This window comes from Phytomonospora endophytica, assembly GCF_014202425.1.
Taxonomy (GTDB): domain Bacteria; phylum Actinomycetota; class Actinomycetes; order Mycobacteriales; family Micromonosporaceae; genus Phytomonospora; species Phytomonospora endophytica.
Genome location: NZ_JACHGT010000001.1, coordinates 457,684 through 476,417 on the forward strand (window position 1 = coordinate 457,684; position 18,734 = coordinate 476,417).

The window sequence follows — 18,734 nt, forward strand, 5'->3', positions numbered from 1 at the left end:
CAGTGCATATCGACCTCGCCGCCCTCAGGTCGCTGGAGCGGGAGCGGGACATCTCCTTTGAGACGATCCTCGGGGCGATCGAGACCGCGTTGCTGACCGCCTACCGGCACACCGACGGCGCCCAGTCCCACGCGCGCGTCGACATCGACCGCAAGAGCGGCGCCGCGAGCGTCATCGCCCAGGAGATCGGCCCCGAAGGCGGCGTCGTCCGCGAATGGGACGACACCCCCCACGACTTCGGCCGCATCGCCGCGATGACGGCCAAGCAGGTGATCCTCCAGCGCCTGCGCGAGGCCACCGACGAGATCAACTTCGGCGAGTACGCCGGTAAGGACGGCGACCTCGTCACCGGCGTCATCCAGGCCCACGAGGCGCGTGCCGAGAAGGGCATCGTCGTCGTCGACCTCGGCAAGATCGAGGCGCTGCTGCCCCCGACCGAGCAGGTCCCCGGCGAGTCCTACGACCACGGCAAGCGCATCCGCTGCGTCGTCGTGCACGTCTCGCGCGGCTTCCGCGGCCCGCAGATCACGCTGTCGCGTTCGCACCCGAACCTCGTCCGGCGCCTGTTCGCCATGGAGGTCCCCGAGATCGCCGACGGCTCGGTGGACATCGCCGCCGTCGCCCGCGAGGCCGGGCACCGCACGAAGATCGCCGTGCGCTCCACCGTCGAGGGCCTCAACGCCAAGGGCGCCTGCATCGGCCCGATGGGTCAGCGCGTCCGCTCCGTCATGAGCGAACTCGACGGCGAGAAGATCGACATCATCGACTGGGCGGCCGACCCGGCCGAGTTCGTCGGCAACGCGCTCTCCCCGGCCAAGGCCCTGCGGGTGGAGATCCTCGACGAGGCGACCCGCACCGCCCGAGTCATCGTCCCGGACTTCCAGCTCTCCCTGGCCATCGGCCGGGAAGGGCAGAACGCGCGTCTCGCCGCCCGCCTCACCGGCTGGCGCATCGACATCCGGCCCGACGTGGCCCCCGACGGTCAGGCGGACGAAGCCGCCGCGGTGTGAAACCCGTCTCAAGCCCCCGGTGAAATGCGATGACCGGGGTCCCGGGCATCGTTACGCCCCATCGCCTTGCGGGGGCGAGTCCCGCTTACTCGTTAGGAACGGTAGACTTTCCTGTGGTCCGACGCGCACCGGTCATCCGCACTTGTGTGGGTTGCCGTTCCCGCGTGCGGTCCACCGAGTTGTTGCGGGTCATCGCGGTCGACGTCGCCGGTCTCCGGCTGGTCGTCGATCCCGCTCGCAGACTGCCGGGCCGGGGAGCGCACGTGCATCCCGACCCAGCCTGCTTCGCATTGGCCGAACGCCGCCGCGCCTTCGGGCGTGCGCTTCGCCTGGCCGGTGTCGTGGACACCGCCCCGCTGGCGGAGTACATCGAGCAGGCCCGTGCGGCGGCTCTGGCCATCGAAGACGGACGCGAACCCGCGGCCGTCCTCAACGACCAACAGGTTAGGTAGACCGACATGAGCACACGATGAAGTCGCTGAAATGACCAGGCTTCAAGTGCACAAGTGAGGTCGCGCGGGCCGATGCCCGCACGACCTCGAGATGAGGAGTGCAGTGGCAGGCAAGGCCCGCGTACACGAGCTCGCCAAAGAGCTCGGCGTGTCAAGCAAAGACGTTCTCACCAAGCTCAGTGATCTGGGCGAGTTCGTCAAATCGGCGTCGAGCACGGTAGAGGCTCCCGTTGCGCGCCGGTTGCGTGAGGTTTACGCGACCGACCAGACCCCGGCCGCCCCGGCCCCGGCGGCTTCCGCCCCGGCCGAGACGGCGACGAAGAAGCCGGCGCCCGGTGGCGCCGTGAAACCAGGACCCCGCCCGGGCCCGAAGGCCCCGGCGAAGAAGTCCGACGACGAGAAGACCACGCCCGCGAAGCCCGCGGCCGAGCAGGTCGCCGAGAAGGTCGAGGCGGCGGCGACGCCGACCCCGGCTCCGGCGCGCAAGCCCGGTCCGGCCGGCCCGCGTCCCGGTCCTCGTCCGGCGCCTCCGGCCAAGCCGGCGAGCGCGCACGACATCGAGGTCGCCGCGGCCGAAGCCCGCGCGGCCAAACTGAAGCAGGAGCAGGAGGCCGCGGTCAAGGCCGCGACCGAGGCCGCCAAGCGTAAGAAGGACGAGGGCGGCGACAAGCCTCCCGCGCGTCCGGCGACGCCCGGTGGTCCCGCACCCGCGCGTGCCCCGGGTCCGCGTCCCGGTCCCCGTAACCCCTTCGGGGTCGGTGGCCAGCCCGCGCCCGCGCCTCGTCCCGGTCCGGCGGGCGCCAAGCCCGCCGCGCCCGGTGGCGGCGGCGAGCGTCCCGGCGGTCCGCGTCCCAGCCCGTCGAACATGCCCCCGCGGCCGAGCCCGTCGATGATGCCTTCATCGCGTCCGGGCCCCGGCGGCGGTCGTGGCGGCCCCGGTGGGGGTCGTGGCGGTCCCGGCGGCGGTCGTGGCGGCCCAGGAGCGGGTGCTCCGGGTCGTGGCGGTCCCGGTGGCGGCGGTGCCGGCGGCGGCGGTAACTACCGCGGCGGCGGTGCCGGTGGCGGTGGCGGTGGCTTCCGTCCCGGCGGCGGCGGTGGCGGTGGCTTCCGCGGCGGTGCCGGCGGTGGCGCCGGTGCCGGTGGCGGCGGCGGTGCTCCGGCCGGTGGCGGCTTCCGCGGTGGCGGCGGTCGTCCCGGTGGCGGCGGCCGTGGTCGCGGCGGCGGTACCGCGGGTGCCTTCGGGCGTCCCGGTGGTCGCCCGTCGCGCGGTCGCAAGTCGAAGAAGCAGCGCAGACAGGAATTCGACAACCTGTCGGCCCCGACGATGAGCTCGGGCGCCCCGAAGGGCCAGGGTCAGACGATCCGGCTCGCGCGTGGTGCCTCCCTCGCCGACTTCGCCGACAAGATCAACGCCAACCCGGGCACGCTCGTCCAGGAGATGTTCAACCTGGGCGAGATGGTGACCGCGACGCAGTCGTGCACCGACGAGACGCTTCAGCTGCTCGGCGAGCACCTCGGCTTCGACATCCAGATCGTCAGCCCGGAGGAAGAGGACCGCGATCTGCTGGCCCGCTTCGGCATCGAGCTCGGCGACGACGATGACGACTCGGAAGAGCCGCAGCGTCCGCCGGTCGTGACCGTCATGGGTCACGTCGACCACGGTAAGACGAAGCTGCTGGACGCGATCCGCCGTGCGAACGTGGTGGACCGCGAGGCCGGTGGCATCACCCAGCACATCGGCGCCTACCAGGTGCAGGTGGAGCACGATGGTGAGCAGCGCGCGCTGACGTTCATCGACACCCCGGGTCACGAGGCGTTCACCGCCATGCGTGCTCGTGGTGCTCAGGTGACCGACATCGTCGTGCTGGTCGTCGCCGCGAACGACGGTGTCATGCCGCAGACGATCGAGGCCTTGAACCACGCCCAGGCCGCCGGTGTGCCGGTGGTCGTGGCCGTCAACAAGACCGACCTCCCCGACGCCAACCCGGCCAAGGTGCGCCAGCAGCTCACCGAGTACGGGCTCGTGGCCGAGGAGTACGGCGGCGACACGCTGTTCGTCGACGTCGCGGCGAAGCCGGGTATCGGCATCGACACGCTCCTCGAAGGCATCCTGCTGACCACCGACGCGGCGCTCGATCTGCGCGCCCCCGTCGACGGTCAGGCTCAGGGTGTCGCGATCGAGGCGCACCTCGACAAGGGCCGCGGTCCTGTCGCGACGGTGCTGGTCCAGCGCGGCACGCTCAAGGTCGGTGACTCGATCGTCGCCGGCGACGCGCACGGCCGCATCCGGGCCATGCTCGACGAGCACGGGAACACCGTCGCCGAGGCCGGTCCTTCGCGTCCGGTCCTGGTGCTCGGTCTGACCTCGGTGCCCGGTGCCGGTGACATGTTCCTCGTCGTGGACGAGGACCGTGTGGCCCGCCAGATCGCCGAGCAGCGTCAGGCACGCGTCCGCGCCGCCCAGCAGGCGGCGAGCCGTGGCCGACCCACCCTTGAGAACTTCATGGAGACGATCAAGGAGGGCGAGCGTTCGACCCTCTCGATCATCATCAAGGGTGACGTGTCCGGTTCCGTCGAGGCTCTGGAAGACGCTCTCACGAAGATCGAGATCTCCGACGAGGTCCAGCTGCGGATCATTCACCGCGGCGTGGGTGCCATCACGGAGAACGACGTCAACCTCGCCCGTACCGGCGACTCGACGATCATTCTCGGCTTCAACGTGCGGGCCGACAACCGGGCGCGCGAGATGGCCGACCGCGAGCACGTGGAGATCCGGTACTACACGGTCATCTACCACGCGATCGAGGAGATCGAGGCCGCGCTCAAGGGTCTGCTCAAGCCGATCTACGAAGAGGTCGCCCTCGGTTCGGCGGAGGTCCGCGAGGTCTTCCGTTCGTCCAAGGTGGGTCTCATCGCGGGTTCGATCGTTCGCGACGGCATCCTCAAGCGGAACGCCAGCGCGCGTCTTCTGCGCGACGGCGCGGTCGTGGCCGACAACCTCACCATCGCGTCGCTGCGGCGCTTCAAGGACGACGCGACCGAGGTCCGCGAGGGCTTCGAGTGCGGTGTGACCTTGAAGGGTTACAACAACGTGGAGGTCGGCGACATCATCGAGACCTTCGAGATGCGGGAGAAGGAGCGCGTGTAACGCTCTCCCTCGCAACGTTGAGAACCGCCCCGGGCCCTGTGCCCGGGGCGGTTCCGCGTACTCCGGCGGGCGTAGTCCGGCGGGGTGTCGGCCGGGTGGGGTAGCCGGAAGTGTCTCCACCGGTCCGACGCCGGGCGGGTCGCCGGGCGACAGGCTTGGGGGACCGTTTCCGCCTGGACAGGAGTCCTCCCGTGTTGCTCATCACCGGTGCCACCGGCACCGTCGGCCGCCCGCTCGTCACCGCTCTGCACGCGAAGGGGGTGCGGGTCCGTGCCGTGACGCGCGACCCCGGTACGGCGTCGTTCCCCGAAGGGGTCGAGGTCGTCGCGGGGGACCCGTCGTGCCCGGCGACGCTCGCCGGGCACCTCGACGGTGTCGAGGCGGTGTTCCTCAACTCCAGCGCGGTTCGCGACGCCGCACCCGAGCTGGCCGCGCTGGCGCGTGAGCGCGGTGTGCGGCGGCTGGTGGCGCTGGCGGCGTCGAACGTGGAGCAGGATCTCGCGTTCCAGCCGTCGCGCTACATCGGTGACCGCAACCGCGAGTGCGAGGCGGCGGCCGAACACAGTGGGCTGGAGTGGGCGAGCCTGCGCCCGACGGTCTACGCCAACATGGCCCTGCCGTTGTGGGGCGGGCAGTTGCGGGCGGGCGACGTCGTGTCGTGGCCGTTGCCGGATTTCGCCGACAGTGTGGTCGACCCGCGCGACGTGGCCGAGGTCGCCGCGCACGCGCTGACCACCGACGGCCTGCTCGGCCGCAAACCGGTCCTGTCGGGTCCGGCGCCGGTCACGAACGCCGAGATGGTCGCCGTGCTCGGCCGGGTGCTGGGCCGCGAGTTGCGCTACCGGGAGATCTCAGCCACGGTGTTCGCCGAGGTCGTGGCCCGGATGGGCCTGCCGCCGGAGCTGACGGCGTCCTTCCTGGCGCGGTGGGCGGCGCTGGCGGCGGAGCCTCCGGAGGTGTCCGGCGAGGTCGCGGCGGTCCTCGGGCGGCCGCCGCGGTCCTTCGCCGCGTGGGCCGCCGATCACGCCTCGGCTTTCGGCGCGTAGTGGCCACACGGTAAACCAGCTGGGCCAACCGGCCCGCCTCGGCGTAAGCTGGCGCGGTGTTCACCGGTACGGCGATCTTCGACATGTTGTTGCCCGGGGATTCGCGGTCGCTGAAGGCGAAACGGTCTTATGTGAGGCCGATCGTCGCGGCTCTGCGGAAGCTCGATGTGGCGGTCGCCGAGGTAGGCGGCCAGGACCTGCACGGGCGTGCGTCCATTGGGGTCGCCGCGGTCGCCGACGAGCCCGGCCATGTGGCCGATGTGCTCGACGCGTGCGAGCGCGCCGTCGCGGGACGTCCCGAGATCGATCTGCTGTCGGTTCGCCGGCGGCTCTACGGTGCGGACGACTGAGTCGTGGGTGGGCACGATAGTCAGGCCAGTAGGCATACGTGCGGAAGGTGTGATTGACATGAGCGAGGCACGAGTGCGACGGCTCGCGGGACGCATCCACGAGCTCACCGCCGCGGCGCTGCGCAAGCAGGTCAAAGACCCGCGCCTGGGCATGGTGACCATCACCGACGCGCGACTCACCAACGACCTGCGCGAGGCGACGGTGTTCTACACCGTTCTCGGTGACACCGAGGAGCGCGCGGCCAGCGCCGCCGCCCTGGAGAGCGCCAAGGGCCTCATCCGCACGAGCGTCGGCCGGGCCCTGGGCCTGCGGCACACCCCGTCGATCGCCTTCGTCGCCGACTCCGTCCCCGAGACGGTGCAGCACATCGACGACCTGCTGGAGAAGGCCCGCGCGGCCGACGCCCAGGTGCAGCGCCAGGCGGCCGGGGCCCGCTACGCCGGTGAGGCGAACCCGTACCGAACCGCCGACGAGGACGACGAGATCTGAGCCGGGCGGGCGTGTCCGTTACGCCCGCCCGAAGTACGCACCGAGCGCCTCCGCGAGGCGCTCGGTTTTTCGTGGGCTCCTCACTCGGGGCTTCCGAACCACCGTTCCAGCGCCGCGCGCAGGCGCGCGGCCTCCTGGTCGCCGCCACGCGCGCTGTAGGCGAGGTATCCGTCCGGCCGTACGAGCAGCGCCTCGGCGTTGACCTGTTCCTCCGGTGTGGCGTGGACCACGTCGACGTGCCCGGACCAGGCGGCGGCGAGCTCGCGCAGTTCGGGCCGGTCGGCGAGGTCGAGGAGGACCGGGCGGCCGGTGCGCAGTAGTTCGGCGAGGCGGACGGCGGTGTCGGCGGTCTTGAGGTGGAGGTCGGGGGCGAACACGCCGGCGAAGGGGTCGCCCGGCTCGCCGAGGTCGTAGGCGATGTCGGCGCCGCTGATCATGCCGCCGAGGTGGACGTTGACGTCGTCGAGGTGCATCAGTTCGCGGAACAGTTCGCGCAGGGAGTCGACGCGCGGATCGGGGTTCATCAGCGCGACCTGCGCGCGGACGTTCTCCAGCACGCGGGCGGCGACGGGGTGCCGCTCGCGGTGGTAGGTGCCGAGCAGGTCCCCGGGGGCCCGGCCGTGGACTTCGGCGGCGAGTTTCCAGCCGAGGTTGACCGCGTCCTGGAGTCCGAGGTTGAGGCCCTGGCCGCCCGCCGGGAAGTGGACGTGGGCGGCGTCGCCGGCGAGGAGGACCCGGCCGCGTCGGTACTCCTCGGCCTGGAGGGCGGCGTCGGTGAAGCGGGTGAGCCAGCGCGGCGAGTCCATCGGGACGGGGCGGCCGGTGATGCGGTCCATCTCGCCGCTCAGTTCGCCGATGGTGACGGGGGAGTGGCGGTCGGGGTGGGGGCCGCGGAAGTCGTAGGTGGCGACGCGGCTGAGGCCGTAGGGGTTTGGCCACACCATCGTCCAGCCGCGCGGGGTGCGCACCCAGCCTTGCGGGGCGTCGCGCAGGTCGGTCAGCCGGACCTCGCCCATGAGCGCCGAGAGGGTGGCGGGGGTGCCGGTGAACGGGATCCCGGACAGGCGGCGGACCGCGCTGCGGGCGCCGTCGGTGCCGACCACCCAGGACGCGGTGACGGTGCGGACGGTCCCGTCGGGGCCGGTGACGTCGAGGCGGACGTGGTCGCTTTCCTGGGTGAGGCCGACGACTTCGGCGCCGCGCTCGATGCGCGCGCCCAGGCGCGTCGCCAGTGCGGCGAAGACCTCCTCGGCGTAGGCCTGGGGGCTGCCGACCAAGGCGGGTCCCTCGTTGACGACGCGGGCGAGGTCGAGGTCGAACATCCCGGCGAAGTGGAAGCGGACGGGCCGTCCGGGAGCCGTGCGCGCGAGCCCGGGGCCGGGCTGGACGGCTTCGAGGAGGCCGCGCCGGTCGAGGGTCTGGGCCGTCCGCGCGTGCAGCGTCCCAGCCTTGGACTCGCCGGTCGGCTCGGTCAGCCTCTCCAGCACGAGTGTGCGCACGCCGAGGCGGGCGAGTTCGGTGGCGAGCAGCATTCCGACGGGACCGCCGCCGACGACGGCGACCTCGGTATCAGTGTTCATGGCGTCCTCGAAGCAAGTGGTTCCAATTTGAACTATTGAACCGTACCAGAAGGGTCGTACGGTTCATCGAGGTCGTACATGTAATGACCCTCGTCTTCTTGACTCATTACCGAGCCGGTGCCAGGATGATCGCGTGACCACGACCGCACCCACCCCCGTGACGCTGCGGCGCATCACCGCGCTCGCCCTCCCCGCGCTCGTGGTGCTCGCCGCCGAACCCGTCTACGTCCTCGTCGACACCGCCGTCGTCGGTCACCTCGGCCGCGTGCCCCTCGCCGCCCTCGCCATCGGCGGCGGCGTCATGAGCGCCGCGGCGTTCCTCGGTAACGTCCTCGCCTACGGCGGCACCGGCCGCGCCGCCCGCCACTTCGGTGCCGGCGACCGCGGCGCCGCCGTCGCCGAAGGCGTCCAGGCCACCTGGCTCGCACTCGCCGGCGGCGTTCTGCTCGCCGCCTTCGTGCAGATCTTCGCCGGACCGATCACCCGCGCCCTGGCCGGCAACGGCCCCGACTCGGCCGTGATCGCCGCGGAGTCCGAGACCTGGCTGCGCGTGGCCATCCTCGGCGCGCCCTTCATCCTCATCGCCCTGTCCGGGCAGGGCTGGATGCGCGGGATCCAGGAAACCCGCAAACCCATGTACATCGTCATGGGCGCCAACCTCCTGTCGGCCGCCCTCGTCCCGCTGCTGGTCTATCCGCTCGGCCTCGGGCTCGTCGGTTCCGCGATCGCCAACGTCGCCGCCCAGGCCGTCTCCGGCGTGTTCTTCATCCGCGCCCTGCTCGCCGAAAAGGTCCCGCTGGGCCCGGACTTCGGCCGCCTGCGCCGCCAGCTGTCGACCAGCCGCGACCTCATCGTGCGCGGCGTGGCCTTCCAGGTGTGCTTCCTGTCGGCGGCGACCGTCGCCGCCCGCTTCGGGGCGGCGTCCCTGGCCGCCCACCAGATCGGCCTCCAGCTGTGGATGTTCTGCGCCTTCGCGCTCGACGCGGTGGCCATCGCGGCACAGGCCCTCATCGGCGCCGACCTGGGCGCCAGTGACGCCGAGCGCGCCCGCGCCACCGCCCGCAAGGTCGGCTGGATGGGCGTCGTCAGCGGCGGCGCCCTGGCGCTGGTGATCGGCGTCGGTGTGTTCTTCCTCCCCGGCCTGTTCACCTCCGACCAGGCCGTCCACGAGCAGGCCTACGTCCTGTGGCCCTGGTTCGTGGCGATGATGCCCGCCGCCGGACTGGTCTTCGCCCTCGACGGCGTCTTCATCGGCGCCGGCGACATCACCTTCCTGCGCAACCAGATCGTGCTCGCCGCCACCGGTTTCCTGCCGCTGATCTGGCTGGCCTACCTCCTCGACCTCGGCCTCGCCGGGGTCTGGGCCGGGCTGACGCTGTTCATCGCGATCCGGCTCGTGACGCTCCTGCTCCGGCTGCGCGGAGGACGATGGGCGGTCACCGGCACCGCCGCCTAAGCTGGACGATCGTGACTGAACCTACGCCCGGATTCGTGGTCGTCGACAAGCCCGGCGGGATGACCTCCCACGATGTCGTCGGCCGCATGCGCCGCCTGGCCAAGACCCGCAAGGTCGGGCACGGCGGAACGCTCGACCCGATGGCCACCGGCGTCCTCGTACTCGCCGTGGGGCGCGCCACCCGCCTGCTCACCTACGTCTCGGGCAGCGACAAGGCCTACGACGCCACGATCCGCCTCGGCCTGGCCACCGTCACCGACGACGCCGAAGGCGAGGTCACCGCCACCGCCGACGCCTCCGGCGTCACCCGCGAGGCCGTCGAGCGGGTCCTGGCCGGGATGACCGGCGAGATCGACCAGGTGCCCAGCTCGGTCAGCGCGGTCAAGATCGACGGGAAGCGCTCCTACGCCCGCGTCCGCGCCGGCGAGGAGGTCGAACTCAAGTCCCGCCGCGTCACGATCTCCCGCCTCGACGTGCACGACTTCCGCCCCGGCGACACCACCGTCGACCTCGACGTCACCGTCGAATGCTCCTCGGGCACCTACATCCGCGCCATCGCCCGCGACCTCGGCACCGCGCTCGGTGTCGGCGGGCACCTCACGGCCCTGCGCCGCACCCGTGTCGGCGGCTTCACCCTCGCCGAGGCCCACACCCTCGACGGCCTCGCCGAGCTGGACGACCCCGTCACCCTCGACCTCGCCGCGTCGGCCGGGCGTCTCCTGCCCCGCCGCGACGCCGACGAGGCCGAGACCCGGACCCTCGCCTACGGCGGTTTCCTGGAGACGAACGGCATCGACGGCCCCTACGCGGTCTACTCGCCCGCGGGGGCCGTCGTCGCCGTCGTTCGTGAGGAGCGGGGGAAGGCGCGGCCGGAGATCGTGCTGACCACTCCCGCCGAGCTCTAGTCCAGGCTCGCCCGGCGCAGCTGCCGCATCGCCAGCGTCAGCACCGCCGCGGCCAGGCTCATCAGCGCGCTCGCCGTGAAGGTCGCCTCCAGTCCGAAGGCGTCGACGGCGACACCGGTCGCCGCGATGGCCAGCGGGGTCACGCCGAGGTTGGCGAACATCGACACGCTGGAGACCCGGCCGCGGTAGGCGTCGTCGGTGTTCGTCTGCACCAGCGAGGAGGTGGTGACGCCCAGGAGCCCGGCGACGATGCCGGCGGTGAAGGTCGCGATCACGCCGAGGGTGAGCGAGCCGGCGAAGCCGAGCCCGGCCATGCAGACGCCCTCGATGACGGCACCGGCCGCGAGCAGGTAACCGAGCCGTCCCTTCGGCTTGACCTTGAGCAGGACCAGCGCGGAGGCGGCGGCGCCGATGCCGAACCCGGCGAGCAGCAGGCCGATGCCCCGCGAACCCCAGCCGCGCTCGTCGGAGACCAGGGCGAGACCGACGTTCATCGGGCCGACGAAGCCGAGGTTGAGCAACAGCGAGGTCAGCACGAGGCCGCCGACGAGCCGGTTGCGGCGCAGGTAGGCCAGTCCGTCGCGGAGGGCGGTGGTCGTCTTCTTCGCGGGGGCGGTCTCGCCCTCGGCCGGGCGGGGGCGGACGGTCCAGAGCATGACGGCCGACAGGATGAAGGTGACCGCGTCGACCAGCGCGGCGAGGGGCAGGCCGCCGACCGCGACGAGCACGCCGCCGAGCGGGGCGCCGAGCGTGAGCGCGGCCCGGCTGGTCAGCTCGCGCAGTGCCGCGCCGCTGGAGTACTGCTCCTTCGACAGCAGCCGGGGCTGCATGGCGCCCGCGGCGGGCATGAAGATCGCGTCGGCGGCGCCGAACACCAGCGAGACCACGACCAGGAGCGCGATGCTCGGGCTCCACAGCGCGACACCGGCGGCGCACAGGACGATCGCCGCGCGGACCGCGTCGCTGCCGATCATCAGCTTGCGCGGGCCGAAGCGGTCGACGAACACGCCGCCGAAGAGCATCAGCGCCAAACGCGGGATCGCCGAGACGGCCAGGACGACACCGGCGGCGGCGGGGGAGGCGAGCTGCACGGCGGCCCAGGACAGGGCCACGTACCAGACCTGGTCGCCGACGATGGAGACCGTCTGACCGGCGATGTAGCGGAGGTAGGCGGGCTCGCGGTAGGCGGCGCGGGCGACGGGGGCGGGGGCGGTGACGGTGGCCATGCTGGGGCTCCTCAAGAGCGCGAAGGGGTGCACCGGGACGATGGCGGCCGTCTCGGCTGGTGGCGGGTGAGGCTATGGGGGAGAGGTCAGGGTCGTTCGGGGAAGTTGTGCATGAAGTGGAAGACGACCTCGCGGCCCTCGACACGGCCCTCGGCGCGGGCCTGCTTGCCGACCGCCGACCACTTCACGACCAGCGCGGTGAGCTCCTCGTTGAAGGCGACGGTCTCCTCAGGGGTGAGGAAGAGGTTCGACTCCGAGGAGGTCGCGATCCTCGTCCAGGGCTCGCCCCACTCGTCGCGCGCCTTCTCCCACTCGATCGCCCGCTCGAACTCGTCGGCCATCATCTGCGCCTTGACGGTGTCGGCGATGGCGCGGGCCTCGGGGGTGTCGAAGTCGGCGGTGTCCCAGGTGTTCGAGCCGGGGGTGGCCTTCCACCAGCGCTCCCGCTTGTCGCGGGCGAGCTCGGGGGCCTCCTCGATGTATCCGTGCTTGGCCAGCGCGCGCAGGTGGTAGCTGATCTGCCCGGGGTCGCCCTCGACCTTCTTCGCCAGCACGCCGACCGTGGACGGGCCGAGCTGGATCAGCAGGCGGTAGAGCCGCCGGCGGAGCGGCTGGCTCAGGGCCTTGAGCGTCTCGGGGTCGGTGATGCGGCGTTTCTCGGTCATGAGGCAACAGTAGATCCAGTAGAAAACTTCTGCAATAGATTTACCGGAACTTTTTTACTGGATCTTGCGAAGCCTCTCCGGAAGGCTCCCGAACGTGGCGCCGCACACCCCCCGGCGGCAAACGCGCGTTCGCCGCGACGTGAAAAGATGGCGATCATGCAGCGATGGCGTGGCGTGGACGAGACCCCGGCGGACTGGGGCCGGTCGGTGGTGACGATCGGCGTCTTCGACGGCGTCCACCTGGGACATCAGCAGATCATCCGGCGCGCGGTCGCCGACGCGCGCGAGCGCGGCCTGCGCAGCGTCGTGCTCACCTTCGACCCCCATCCCTCGGCGGTCGTCCGCCCGGGTGCGCACCCGGCGATCCTCACCGAGCTTGAGTACAAGGGCGACCTCCTCGCCGAACTCGGCGTCGACGGCATGTGCGTCGTGCCCTTCACGCACGAGTTCTCCCAGCTCGCGCCCGACTCCTTCGTCCACGACGTGCTCGTCGAGCACCTGCACGCCGCGACCGTCGTGGTCGGCGAGAACTTCCGCTTCGGGCACAAGGCCGCCGGTGACGTGACGATGCTCACCGAGCTCGGCAAGACCTTCGGCTTCAGCGTCGACGCCGTCCCGCTCGCCGCGCAGGCCGAGGGTGGCGAGACCGTCTACAGCTCGACCTATGTCCGCTCCTGCGTCGCCGCGGGTGACGTGACCGCCGCGGCGGCCGCGCTCGGCCGCCCGCACCGGGTCGGCGGGCTCGTCGTGCGGGGCGCCAACCGGGGCGGTTCGCAGCTGGGCTTCCCGACCGCGAACCTCCACCACACCCCCGATGTGGCCGTCCCCGCCGACGCGATCTACGCGGGCTGGCTCACCCGCGCCATCGACGGCAAGCCGCTCCCGGCGGCCATCAGCGTCGGCACGAACCCGACCTTCGCCGGGCGCGAGCGGACCGTCGAGGCGCACATCATCGACTTCTCCGGCGACCTCTACGGCGAGCAGGTCGCGCTCGACTTCGTCGAGCGCCTGCGCGAGCAGCGCGCCTACGACGCCCTGGAGCCGCTGATCGCGCAGATCACCGCCGACGTGGCCGAGTCGGGGAAGATCCTGGGCCTGTTAGGCTTAGACGGTCCGCTGTGAGCGGACCACTCCTGTGTGCCTGCACGACGCCGCGGGTACGCGAGAGAATTTCCTGTTCCACACCCACTAAGGGAGATCATGGCGCTCGATACAGCCGCCAAGGCCGAAATCATGACCCAGTACGCCACCACCGAAGGTGACACCGGGTCGCCCGAGGTCCAGGTCGCGGTCCTGTCCAAGCGGATCAGCGACCTGACCGAGCACCTCAAGGTGCACAAGCACGACCACCACAGCCGCCGCGGCCTTCTGCTGCTGGTCGGCCGTCGCCGTCGTCTGCTGAAGTACCTGCAGAAGAACGAGATCACCCGCTACCGCGCGCTCATCGAGCGCCTCGGTCTGCGGCGATAGACCACTCCGGGGGAGCGACACGAGGTCGCTCCCCCGAGTCATACGGTCACCCGGTGTGTATCCCGGGTACCGTGCAGAAAGTAGTAGCGGCGCGTCGCAGCCGTCGGCGTACCGGTCCTCGGTAGTGGCGTCCGGGCAACAAGACAGCCCGTGCGCTTCGATCGAAGACCGGCCGCGGACAGCTCCAACCAAGACGACGTGCCTTGACACGAAGGAGCTGTAGACACACATGTCCGCAGAATCAACCGCGCGTATTCCCGAGGTAACCGAACTCGGTACGCATTCCGCGACGGCCACCGTCGACAACGGGAGCTTCGGCACCCGGGAGATCACCTTCTCCACCGGTCGCCTCGCCCGCCAGGCCGGCGGTTCCGTCCTCGCGCAGCTCGGCGACACCGTCGTGCTCTCGACGACGACCGCGAGCAAGGCGCCCAAGGAGCACTTCGACTTCTTCCCCCTGACGGTGGACGTCGAGGAGCGCATGTACGCCGCGGGCCGCATCCCCGGCTCGTTCTTCCGCCGCGAAGGCCGCCCGAGCGAGGACGCCGTCCTCACCTGCCGCCTCATCGACCGCCCGCTGCGTCCCAGCTTCGTCAAGGGGCTGCGCAACGAGGTCCAGGTCGTCGAGACGGTCCTGGCCCTCGACGAGGCCCACCCGTACGACGTGGTGGCCATCAACGCCGCCTCGGCGTCGACGCAGCTGTCCGGCCTGCCCTTCACCGGCCCGATCGGCGCCACCCGCGTGGCCCACATCGACGGCCAGTGGGTGGCGTTCCCGACCCACGCCGAGCTTGAGCGCGCCACCTTCGACATGGTCGTCGCCGGCCGTGTCACCGAGGCGGGCGAGGTCGCGATCATGATGGTCGAGGCCGAGGCCACCGACAAGACCATCTCCCTCATCGCCGGTGGCGCCCCCGCCCCGACCGAAGAGGTCGTCGCCTCCGGCCTGGAGGCCTCCAAGGTCGCGATCCGCGAGCTCTGCCGCGCGCAGGCCGCCCTCGCCGCCGAGGCCGCCAAGCCCGTCCGCGAGTTCCCGGTCTTCCTGGACTACCAGGACGACGTGCTGGCCGCGGTCGAGGCCGCCGTCACCACCGAACTCGCCGAGGCGCTCACCATCGCCGACAAGCAGGACCGCGAAGAGCAGCTCGACCGGGTCAAGGAACTCGCGCACGAGAAGGTCGACGCGTCGTTCCCCGAGCGTGAGAAGGAGGTCGGCGCGGCCCTGCGCTCGCTGACCAAGAAGCTCATCCGCAACCGGGTCCTGCGCGACAAGGTCCGCATGGACGGCCGCGGCACCCGCGACATCCGTTCGCTCAACGCCGAGGTCAAGATCCTCCCGCGCGTGCACGGCTCGGCCCTGTTCGAGCGCGGCGAAACCCAGATCCTGGGCGTCACCACGCTGAACATGCTGCGCCTGGAGCAGGCCCTGGACACCCTGTCCCCGGTCACCAAGAAGCGCTACATGCACAACTACAACTTCCCGCCCTACTCGACCGGTGAGACCGGCCGGGTCGGTTCGCCGAAGCGCCGCGAGATCGGCCACGGAGCGCTCGCCGAGCGTGCCCTGGTCCCGGTCCTGCCGGCCCGCGAGGAGTTCCCCTACGCGATCCGCCAGGTCTCCGAGGCGCTGGGCTCCAACGGCTCGACGTCCATGGGTTCGGTCTGCGCCTCGACGATGTCGCTGATGGCGGCCGGTGTGCCGCTGAAGGCGCCCGTCGCGGGCATCGCCATGGGCCTCATCTCCGATGAGGTCGACGGCAAGACCGAGTACGTGACGCTGACCGACATCCTCGGTGCCGAGGACGCCTTCGGCGACATGGACTTCAAGGTCGCCGGCACGCGCGAGTTCGTGACCGCGCTGCAGCTCGACACCAAGCTCGACGGCATCCCCTCGGACGTCCTCGCGGCCGCTCTCCAGCAGGCCAACGAGGCCCGCCACGCGATCCTCGACGTCATGGGCGAGGCCATCGCCACCACCGGCGAGATGGCCGACTCCGCGCCTCGCGTCACCACGGTGAAGATCCCGGTCGACAAGATCGGCATGGTCATCGGCCCGAAGGGCCAGACGATCAACGGCATCACCGAGGAGACCGGCGCCGACATCTCCATCGAGGACGACGGCACGATCTACGTCGGCGCGACCAACGGTCCCGCCGCCGAGGCCGCCGTGGCGATGATCAACGGGATCGCCAACCCGACGCTGCCGGAGGTGGGCGACCGCTTCCTCGGCACCGTGGTGAAGACCGCCGCGTTCGGCGCGTTCATCTCCCTGGTGCCCGGCCGCGACGGTCTGCTGCACATCTCGAAGATCGGCGACGGCAAGCGCATCGAGAAGGTCGAGGACGTGCTCAACGTCGGCGACAAGATCGAGGTGCAGATCGCCGACGTCGACAACCGCGGCAAGATCTACCTGGACAAGGTCTACCCCGAAGGCCAGGAGCCCCCGAAGCGCCCGGCCGGCGGCCGCCCCGAGGGCGACCGCGGACCCCGTTCGGACCGCGGCGACCGCGGCCCGCGCGGTGACCGTGGACCCCGTGGCGACCGCGGTGACCGCGGCCCGCGTCGCGACGACGCCCCCCGTGAGGGCGGCGACGGCGGCGGCGAGGGTGGCGGCGAAGGCGGCGACGGCGACTCCGACGGCCCGCGCCGGGAACGCCGTCGGCACCGCTGACCCGCGATCCCGACAATCGAATGAGCGACGCTCTCACCCGCACTCTCGCGGATGACCCGCTGGGCGGCACGGTACGGCGTACCGTGCTGCCCAGCGGGCTGCGCATCCTCACCGAGTCGATCCCCGCCATGCGCAGCGTTTCGGTCGGCGTGTGGGTGGGGATCGGCTCACGGGACGAGTCCGAGGAGTTCTCCGGGGCCTCGCACTTCCTGGAGCACCTCCTCTTCAAGGGCACGACCCGGCGGTCCGCCCTGGACATCACCGCCGAGATCGAGGCGGTCGGCGGCGACACCAACGCCTTCACCGCCAAGGACCACACGTGCTTCTACGCGCGCGTCCTCGACGAGGACCTGCCGCTGGCCGTCGATGTCCTCGGTGACCTGATCTGCGACTCGCTCCTCGAAGAGGACGATGTCGAGACCGAGCGCGGCGTGATCCTCGAAGAGATCGCCATGCACGACGACGAGCCCGACGACGCCGTGCACGACATGCTCGCCACGGCCGTCTTCGGCGCGCACCCGCTCGGGCGCGAGATCTCCGGGACGGTCGAGACGATCGAGTCGATGACGCGCGCCCGCATCAACGACTTCTACCGGCAGCGGTACACGGCGCCCAACATCGTCATCGCCGCCGCCGGGAACCTCAGCCACACCCGGGTCGTCGACCTCGTCGCGGAGGCCTTCGCGCCCCTCGCCGTGGCCGACGCCGCGCCCACGCCGATCCGGTCGGCCTTCGAGCCGGTCGCCGATCTCGGACCGTTCCTCACGGTCGCGCGGAAGGACACCGAGCAGGCGCACCTGGTCGTCGGCACGCGGGGACTGGCACGCCGCGACTCGCGCCGGTTCGCCCTGGAGACCCTCACCCAGATCCTCGGCGGGGGCATGTCGAGCCTGCTGTTCCAGCGCATCCGCGAGGAACGCGGCCTGGCCTACTCGGTGTACGCGTACACGGCCGGGTACGCCGAGACCGGTCTGCTCGGCGTCTACGCCGGGTGCCAGCCGGGCAAGGCCGACCAGGTCCTCGACCTGACCCTGGCCACGCTCGACGAGGTCGCCAAGGACGGCTGCGTCGAGGTCGACGTCGCCCGCGCCAAGGGGGCCTTGAAAGGCTCGATGGTGCTCGCGATGGAGGACACCAGCTCGCGCATGAGCCGGCTGGGCAAGGGCGAGTTGCTGTTCGGCGACCTGCTCAGCCTCGACGAGCTCCTCGCGCGCGTCGACGCGGTGACCGTCGACGACGTGCGCGCGGTGGCGACCGAGGTGCTCGGCCGTCCGCGTTCGCTGGCGGCGATCGGGCCTTTCGACGACAGCCACTTCACCTGGCCGACGCGCTGAACGAGGCTTCACCGACCGGCCCGGCCTCGCGCCGGGCCGGTTTTTCGTGGGGCGCCTCATGGCCCGCCGCGATCGTCGACGATTATGGCCGGGTACCTGCCGTGCGTACGTGAGGAGAACACCGTGAGCGACCAGACCGAGGCCCTGCGGGTCGGCGTGATCGGCGCCCGGGGCCGGATGGGGACCGAGGTGTGCAAGGCCGTCGACGCCGCCGCGGACCTCGAACTGGTCGCGACGGTCGACGAAGGGGAGCCGCTCTCGGCCTTGCCGGACGCCGGTGCCGACGTGGTCGTCGACTTCACGCGCCCCGACGTCGTGATGGACAACCTGCGATGGTGCGTCGACCAGGGCGTGCACGTCGTCGTCGGCACGTCCGGTTTCACGCCGGAGCGGGTCGGCGAAGTGCGGGAATGGCTGGCGGCGAAGCCCGGGGTCGGTGTCGTGATCGCGCCGAACTTCGGGATCGGTGCGGTGCTGATGATGCAGTTCGCCGCCAAGGCCGCGCGCTACTTCGAGTCCGCCGAGATCATCGAGCTGCACCACCCGAACAAGGTCGACGCCCCCAGCGGCACCGCCACCCACACCGCCGAGCTCATCGCGGAGGCACGCGCGGCGGCGGGCCTCGGCGCGCAGCCCGACGCGACGGCGCAGGAGCTCGCCGGTGCGCGCGGCGCCGAGGTCGAGGGCGTCCGCGTCCACTCCATCCGCGCACGTGGCCACGTCGCGCATCAGGAGGTCGTCTTCGGCGGCGAGGGGGAGACCCTCACGGTTCGCCACGACTCGGTCGACCGCGTGTCGTTCATGCCCGGCGTGCTGCTGGCGGTGCGGAAGGTCGTCGAGCGGCCCGGACTGACGCACGGCCTGGACTCCCTGCTCGACTAGCCGCGGGCGCAAGTCGGCCACAAGCGACATTTGATCTCAGGCCGCCATT

Annotated in this window: 16 protein-coding genes; 13 read left to right on the forward strand and 3 right to left on the reverse strand. The window is 71.4% G+C overall.

From position 1 onward, the window contains the following. The first annotated feature begins 2 nt into the window (after positions 1 to 2). The 6 genes from nusA (at position 3) to rbfA (ending at position 6,496) form a co-directional block, all read left to right on the forward strand. Positions 3 to 1,010, forward strand: coding sequence for a transcription termination factor NusA (gene nusA, locus HNR73_RS01880; protein ID WP_184785424.1), 1,008 nt, complete (start codon positions 3 to 5; stop codon positions 1,008 to 1,010). A 164-nt stretch (positions 1,011 to 1,174) separates the two neighbouring features. Next, positions 1,175 to 1,462 (forward strand): YlxR family protein, encoded by a 288-nt coding sequence (locus tag HNR73_RS01885; protein WP_239122092.1) that lies wholly within the window; start codon positions 1,175 to 1,177, stop codon positions 1,460 to 1,462. A gap of 103 nt (positions 1,463 to 1,565) precedes the next feature. Next, a complete protein-coding gene (infB, locus tag HNR73_RS01890) occupies positions 1,566 to 4,610 on the forward strand; it encodes a translation initiation factor IF-2 (protein ID WP_184785426.1) in 3,045 nt (1,014 codons plus the stop codon). Positions 4,611 to 4,801: 191 nt separating this feature from the next. After that, complete coding sequence (locus tag HNR73_RS01895; protein WP_184785427.1) at positions 4,802 to 5,656, forward strand: NAD(P)H-binding protein; 855 nt, start codon at positions 4,802 to 4,804, stop codon at positions 5,654 to 5,656. 56 nt (positions 5,657 to 5,712) lie between these two features. Further along, positions 5,713 to 6,006, forward strand: coding sequence for a DUF503 domain-containing protein (locus HNR73_RS01900; protein ID WP_184785428.1), 294 nt, complete (start codon positions 5,713 to 5,715; stop codon positions 6,004 to 6,006). Positions 6,007 to 6,064: 58 nt separating this feature from the next. Next, positions 6,065 to 6,496, forward strand: a complete 432-nt coding sequence (rbfA, locus tag HNR73_RS01905; RefSeq protein ID WP_184785429.1) for a 30S ribosome-binding factor RbfA — start codon at positions 6,065 to 6,067, stop codon at positions 6,494 to 6,496. 80 nt (positions 6,497 to 6,576) lie between these two features. On the opposite strand, the gene HNR73_RS01910 is transcribed toward rbfA, so the two are convergent. Beyond that, a complete protein-coding gene (locus HNR73_RS01910; RefSeq protein ID WP_184785430.1) occupies positions 6,577 to 8,076 on the reverse strand; it encodes an FAD-dependent monooxygenase in 1,500 nt (499 codons plus the stop codon). A gap of 133 nt (positions 8,077 to 8,209) precedes the next feature. On the opposite strand from HNR73_RS01910, the gene HNR73_RS01915 reads away from it, so the two are divergent. Continuing rightward, on the forward strand, positions 8,210 to 9,532 hold the full coding sequence (locus HNR73_RS01915; protein ID WP_184785431.1) for an MATE family efflux transporter: 1,323 nt from the start codon (positions 8,210 to 8,212) through the stop codon (positions 9,530 to 9,532). Beyond that, positions 9,505 to 10,437 carry a tRNA pseudouridine(55) synthase TruB gene (gene truB, locus HNR73_RS01920; protein WP_184785432.1) on the forward strand — a complete coding sequence of 311 codons (933 nt, stop codon included), beginning with the start codon at positions 9,505 to 9,507 and terminating at the stop codon, positions 10,435 to 10,437. Before HNR73_RS01915 ends, truB begins: the two co-directional genes overlap by 28 nt. Here truB and HNR73_RS01925 read toward each other — a convergent pair. Continuing rightward, a complete protein-coding gene (locus HNR73_RS01925) occupies positions 10,434 to 11,663 on the reverse strand; it encodes an MFS transporter (RefSeq protein ID WP_184785433.1) in 1,230 nt (409 codons plus the stop codon). The two genes, truB and HNR73_RS01925, sit on opposite strands and share 4 nt — an antisense overlap. Positions 11,664 to 11,749: 86 nt before the next feature. Next, the gene (locus tag HNR73_RS01930) at positions 11,750 to 12,328 is read right to left on the reverse strand and encodes a winged helix-turn-helix domain-containing protein (protein ID WP_184785434.1); all 579 of its coding nucleotides are present in this window, start codon (positions 12,326 to 12,328) and stop codon (positions 11,750 to 11,752) included. 156 nt (positions 12,329 to 12,484) lie between these two features. Here HNR73_RS01930 and HNR73_RS01935 point away from each other — a divergent pair, with 156 nt between their 5' ends. The 5 genes from HNR73_RS01935 to dapB all read left to right on the forward strand — a co-directional run bounded on the left by HNR73_RS01935 (position 12,485) and on the right by dapB (position 18,685). After that, complete coding sequence (locus tag HNR73_RS01935) at positions 12,485 to 13,450, forward strand: bifunctional riboflavin kinase/FAD synthetase (RefSeq protein WP_184785435.1); 966 nt, start codon at positions 12,485 to 12,487, stop codon at positions 13,448 to 13,450. Positions 13,451 to 13,528: 78 nt separating this feature from the next. Next, positions 13,529 to 13,798: a 30S ribosomal protein S15 gene (gene rpsO, locus HNR73_RS01940; RefSeq protein WP_184785436.1), complete on the forward strand. Its 270-nt coding sequence runs from the start codon at positions 13,529 to 13,531 to the stop codon at positions 13,796 to 13,798. 229 nt (positions 13,799 to 14,027) lie between these two features. Next, on the forward strand, positions 14,028 to 16,469 hold the full coding sequence (locus HNR73_RS01945; RefSeq protein WP_184785437.1) for a polyribonucleotide nucleotidyltransferase: 2,442 nt from the start codon (positions 14,028 to 14,030) through the stop codon (positions 16,467 to 16,469). Positions 16,470 to 16,489: 20 nt separating this feature from the next. Continuing rightward, positions 16,490 to 17,803 carry a M16 family metallopeptidase gene (locus HNR73_RS01950; protein WP_184785438.1) on the forward strand — a complete coding sequence of 438 codons (1,314 nt, stop codon included), beginning with the start codon at positions 16,490 to 16,492 and terminating at the stop codon, positions 17,801 to 17,803. Positions 17,804 to 17,926: 123 nt separating this feature from the next. Further along, positions 17,927 to 18,685 (forward strand): 4-hydroxy-tetrahydrodipicolinate reductase, encoded by a 759-nt coding sequence (dapB, locus tag HNR73_RS01955; protein ID WP_373316604.1) that lies wholly within the window; start codon positions 17,927 to 17,929, stop codon positions 18,683 to 18,685. Positions 18,686 to 18,734: the final 49 nt, after the last annotated feature.

What these genes read in the sequence shown, in the direction of transcription:
- rbfA (WP_184785429.1), top strand. Translation starts at nt 6,065, where the DNA reads ATGAGCGAGGCACGAGTGCGACGGCTCGCGGGACGCATCCACGAGCTC.
- HNR73_RS01910 (WP_184785430.1), bottom strand. Translation starts at nt 8,076, where the DNA reads ATGAACACTGATACCGAGGTCGCCGTCGTCGGCGGCGGTCCCGTCGGA.
- truB (WP_184785432.1), top strand. Translation starts at nt 9,505, where the DNA reads ATGGGCGGTCACCGGCACCGCCGCCTAAGCTGGACGATCGTGACTGAA.
- HNR73_RS01925 (WP_184785433.1), bottom strand. Translation starts at nt 11,663, where the DNA reads ATGGCCACCGTCACCGCCCCCGCCCCCGTCGCCCGCGCCGCCTACCGC.
- HNR73_RS01930 (WP_184785434.1), bottom strand. Translation starts at nt 12,328, where the DNA reads ATGACCGAGAAACGCCGCATCACCGACCCCGAGACGCTCAAGGCCCTG.
- HNR73_RS01935 (WP_184785435.1), top strand. Translation starts at nt 12,485, where the DNA reads ATGCAGCGATGGCGTGGCGTGGACGAGACCCCGGCGGACTGGGGCCGG.
- rpsO (WP_184785436.1), top strand. Translation starts at nt 13,529, where the DNA reads ATGGCGCTCGATACAGCCGCCAAGGCCGAAATCATGACCCAGTACGCC.
- HNR73_RS01945 (WP_184785437.1), top strand. Translation starts at nt 14,028, where the DNA reads ATGTCCGCAGAATCAACCGCGCGTATTCCCGAGGTAACCGAACTCGGT.
- HNR73_RS01950 (WP_184785438.1), top strand. Translation starts at nt 16,490, where the DNA reads ATGAGCGACGCTCTCACCCGCACTCTCGCGGATGACCCGCTGGGCGGC.